The sequence below is a fragment of the Dokdonella sp. genome, assembly GCF_036518555.1.
Lineage (GTDB): Bacteria > Pseudomonadota > Gammaproteobacteria > Xanthomonadales > Rhodanobacteraceae > Dokdonella_A.
Genome location: NZ_DATDMY010000266.1, coordinates 1 through 4,290, shown reverse-complemented (window position 1 = coordinate 4,290; position 4,290 = coordinate 1). Strand labels below are relative to the sequence as shown.

The 4,290-nt window shown below is 72.1% G+C and carries 2 protein-coding genes, 1 pseudogene and 1 riboswitch; all 3 genes and pseudogenes read left to right on the top strand.

The genetic code is table 11. The features are described from left to right. Window positions 1–1,415: 1,415 nt before the first annotated feature. Window positions 1,416–1,554, top strand: a riboswitch (SAM riboswitch). Window positions 1,555–1,640: 86 nt separating this feature from the next. Further along, window positions 1,641–2,705, top strand: a complete 1,065-nt coding sequence (metX, locus tag VI238_RS14365) for a homoserine O-succinyltransferase MetX (RefSeq protein WP_331652544.1) — start codon at window positions 1,641–1,643, stop codon at window positions 2,703–2,705. 143 nt (window positions 2,706–2,848) lie between these two features. After that, entirely contained in the window at window positions 2,849–4,027 is a 1,179-nt protein-coding gene (metB, locus tag VI238_RS14360) for a cystathionine gamma-synthase (protein ID WP_331652542.1), read from the top strand. Beyond that, window positions 4,024–4,290 (top strand): annotated as a pseudogene (locus VI238_RS14355) (hypothetical protein); the annotation flags it as partial. The gene metB and the pseudogene VI238_RS14355, both read left to right, overlap by 4 nt.

Genomic DNA, 4,290 nt, shown 5'->3' with positions numbered 1-4,290 from the left:
CGCATGGTCCCGTACTTTCCCTCTCCCGCTTGCGGGAGAGGGTTGGGTGAGGGTGCTTCTGCGGTGCGTCTTCGCTGTTCGTGCTTGCGAGCAGCAGGCGCGACTCTTCGCGACAACCGACCCGCGTCCGTGCATGTTCGTCCCGCATCCCCGCGGGCCGGTTACCCTTCTTTGCTTGTCCAAAGAAGGGTAACCCCAAGAAAGGACACCCCGACAGCGTCGCCCTCCGGGCATCCTGCCCTCCGGGCATCCTGCCCTGCGGGTGCGCGATCGGCGGCCGGTTGCGCCGACGGCACATCCATGTGCCGACGGCGCAATGAGCGCGATCCATCGCGCTCACCCTTCGGGCTATTCGTCCGCCGCTCGCCGTCGCTGACGGGGCCCGGAAGAGCGGCGCGCTCCTGCGCGCAGTAGCCGTGATGCGGCCGGTTGCGCCGACGGCACATCCATGTGCCGACGGCGCAATGAGCGCGATCCATCGCGCTCACCCTTCGGGCTATTCGCCCGCCGCTCGCCGGCGCTGACGGGGCCCGGAAGAGCGGCGCGCTCCTGCGCGCAGAAGCACAAGCAGAGCGAAGCGGCGCTCGCATCGTCGTAGGGACGCAGCGGCGCGACCACGCGCGCGCGTGCGAGACGCGCGACCGCGAGTCCCACCGCTGCCACCGTGAACCCAAATCGCAAGCATGCGGCGGGACTCGCGCTGCGCGCTCGACCTGCCCTACGAGTCGCGGCTCAACGTCGGTTCTGCGATGTCCTATCGCTTCTGCTTCCGCGCGCAGGAGCGCGCTGCTTCTCCGGGGCCCCGTGCGGCCCGGCGAGCGGGCGGAGGAAAAGCCCGCAGGGGCGCGCGCACGGACGCGCGCGCGTTCGTTGACGACACAGGGATGTGTCGCCAACGAACCCCGTAGCCCGCTCGCGCAGTCGACGGGCAGGACGCCCGTCGGCCGGGCTGCCCGGGGTGTCCTTCTCTTGGGTTACCTTCTCTTGGACAAGCAAGAGAAGGTAACCGGCCCGCAGGGATGCGGGACGAACACGCAGGGATGCGAGTCGGTTCTCGCGAAAGTAACCGCGCGCGCTCTCGAACAACAACGCAGGCCACCGCACAAGCACCCTCACCCAGCCCTCTCCCGCAAGCGGGAGAGGGGAAAGCGATGCGCAGGGATGCGAGAGGGGAAAGCGATGCGCACCGATGCGGGACGAACACGCACGGACGCGAGTCCGTCATCGCGAAAGAAGCTGCGCCCGCTCTCGAACAACAACGCGGGCCATCGCAGAAGCACCATCACCCAACTTTCTCCCGCGAGCGGCAGAAGGGCAGGGCGGGCCTGCAAACTCATGCCGATCGAGCATATGGCAATTTAGACGGCTAAACGGCCATTGACGCAGGCGCGGGTCGCCGCTACAGTGCGCGCCACTGCTCATCAAGACCGGTCGAGGGACAGGCCCGACGACGCCGGGGCAACCAGCGGGTGGGGAATCGCAGCGATTCCACCGTGCCGCCAGGTGCCAACTCCCGCGGGGACGCGCACTGCGCGATCCGCCGAGAGATGGGTGGCGACGACGCGTGGCCGGTCGGCTGCGCGGCGTCGTCTCCGTCTCCGGCTCTCCCGCGGCGCGATGGGCGCGAATGGAGAACCGCGATGAGCCTGCACACCGAAGCCCGCTCCACGGCGAGCGAATTCGCATCCACGGCCTTGGCCTCGCCCTTCGACGCGGCGTTCGACGCCGTGTTCCGTACCGGCGCCGCGGCCGCGCCATCGTCGCCGAGACTCGGCGAAGCCGTCGTCCGGCTGCGGCCGAAGTATGCGGACGGCGTGCTCGAGGCGCGCGTGCGCTGGTCGCTGCACGGCCGCGACGACGTGCCACTCGTGATCGTGCAGGGCGGCATCTCCGCCGATCGACGCGTCGCCGCGCACGGCGACGACGCGGGCTGGTGGGACGACATCGTCGGCGACGGCGCGGCGATCGACCTGCGCCGCTGGCACGTGCTCTCGATCGACTGGCTCGCGCGCAGCGACCTCGGGGACGCGCTCGCCGTCGCGAGCGACGACCAGGCCGACGCGATCGCCGCCGTGCTCGATGCGCTCGGCATTCGGCGTGCGCACGCATTCGTCGGCGCGTCGTACGGCGCGATGGTCGCCCTCGCGTTCGCGACGCGCCACGCGCAGCGCGTCGATCGCCTCGTCGCGATCGCGGGGGCGCATCGCGCGCACCCGCTCAGCATCGCCGTGCGCAATATCCAGCGCGAGGTGGTGCGCTTCGCCGCGCGCCATGGCGACGTCGGTGCCGGCCTCGACCTCGCGCGCCGCCTCGCGATGACGACCTACCGCGGCGAGCGCGAGTTCGCCGAGCGCTGCGCGGGCGCGCCGCGGCACGTCGACGGCCGCTTCCGCTTCGCCGAAGAGGACTGGCTCGGCGCCGCGGGCGCGCGCTTCGCGCAACGCTTCGACGCGGACCGCTTCCTCGCGTTGTCCGAATCGATCGACCTGCACGCCGTCGCGCCCGAACGCGTGCGCGTGCCGACCACGCTCGTCGGCATCGCCTCCGACCGCGTCGTGCCGCTCGCCGACCTGTGCGAACTGCAGCGCCGCTGCGGCACGGCGGCGACGTTGCACGTGATCGACTCGCGCTACGGCCACGACGCGTTCCTGAAGGAATCCGCCTCGATCGGCGGGCTGCTGCGCGAGACGCTCGTCGACCCGTGACGACGCGATCGACGGATCGATCGCGTACACGCCGTGGCGCCGCCCCCGCGCCGCCGCGACCGGGTCGCCTGACGGCCCGACGATGCCCGGTCGGGAACGCGCACGGACGCGCATTCCCGAAGTAACCACCCCTGGAGTCCGTGATGAGCCCCACGCCCCATACCCGCGCCGTGCGCGCGGGCATCGAATCCGACACGCAGCACGGCGCGGTCGTGCCGCCCTTGCACCTCAGCACGAACTACACGTTCGAGGGCTACGGCCGCAAGCGCGCGTACGACTACTCGCGCAGCGGCAACCCGACGCGCGACCAGCTCGCCGCCGCGCTCGCCGCGCTCGAGCACGGCGCGGACGCGATCGTCACCGCGAGTGGCATGGCCGCGGTCGCGCTCGTGCTCGAACTCGTGCCCGCGGGTGGCCTCGTGCTCGCCGCGCACGATTGCTACGGCGGCACGTGGCGATTGCTCGATGCATGGGCGAGGAAGGGTCGCTTTCGCGTTCGCTTCGCCGATCTCACCGATCCGGCCACGCTCGCGGCCGAACTCGCGGCGGCGCCCGACCTCGTCTGGGTCGAGACGCCGTCGAACCCGCTGTTGCGCATCACCGACGTGCGCCACGTCGCGCAGGCCGCGCACGCCGCGGGCGCGCGCTGCGTCGTCGACAACACGTTCCTGTCGCCCGCGTTGCAGCAGCCGCTCGTGCTCGGCGCCGACATCGTCGTGCATTCGACCACCAAGTACATCAACGGCCACAGCGACGTCGTCGGCGGCGCGGTCGTCGCGCGCGATGGCGAAACCGCCCGCCAGCTCGCCTGGTGGGCGAACTGCCTCGGCCTCACGGGTGCGCCGTTCGACAGCTTCCTCACATTGCGCGGCCTGCGCACGCTCGTGCCGCGCCTGCGTGCGCACGAGGACAACGCCGCGCGCATCGCCACGCTGCTCGAAGCGCATGCGCAGGTCGGCCGCGTGTACTGGCCGGGCCTGCCGGATCACCCGGGCCACGCGCTCGCGGCTCGCCAGCAGTCCGGCTTCGGCGCGATGCTGAGCTTCGAGCTTCGCGGCGGCGACGCCGCGATCGCGGCCTTCCTCGACGGCCTCGAGTACTTCTCGCTGGCCGAGTCGCTCGGCGGCGTCGAGAGCCTCATCGCGCACCCGGCGACGATGACGCACGCGTCGATGGCGCCCGAAGCGCGCCGCAAGGCCGGCATCGGCGACGCGTTGCTGCGCGTGTCCGCGGGCATCGAGGACGGCGAGGACCTCTGCGCCGACCTCGAGGCGGCGCTCGCGCGTGCGGCCGCGGCGACGCGAAAACAGGTGCGCGCATGAGCGCGCTGCCCACGCGCGCGATCGTTCCGCCCGTCGGCGTCGCGGACGATGCCGCGCCCCCCGCGCCGCACGGACGCGCTGCGCCGCGCGACGCCGCACTCGTGCTGCTCGGCAGCGGCGTCGTCGGTACGGCGTTGTTGCGCCTGCTCGCGACGCCGGCGGCTGGCGGCCTGCACCTCGTCGGCCTCGCGAACTCGCGCGCGCAACACGCGAATGCGCGCGGCCTCGTGCCGGCGCAGGCCGCGCGCCTGCTCGACGCGGCG

Bases quoted from the DNA above. Each gene is read 5' to 3' on its own strand.
- metX (WP_331652544.1), top strand. From the start codon at position 1,641: ATGAGCCTGCACACCGAAGCCCGCTCCACGGCGAGCGAATTCGCATCC.
- metB (WP_331652542.1), top strand. From the start codon at position 2,849: ATGAGCCCCACGCCCCATACCCGCGCCGTGCGCGCGGGCATCGAATCC.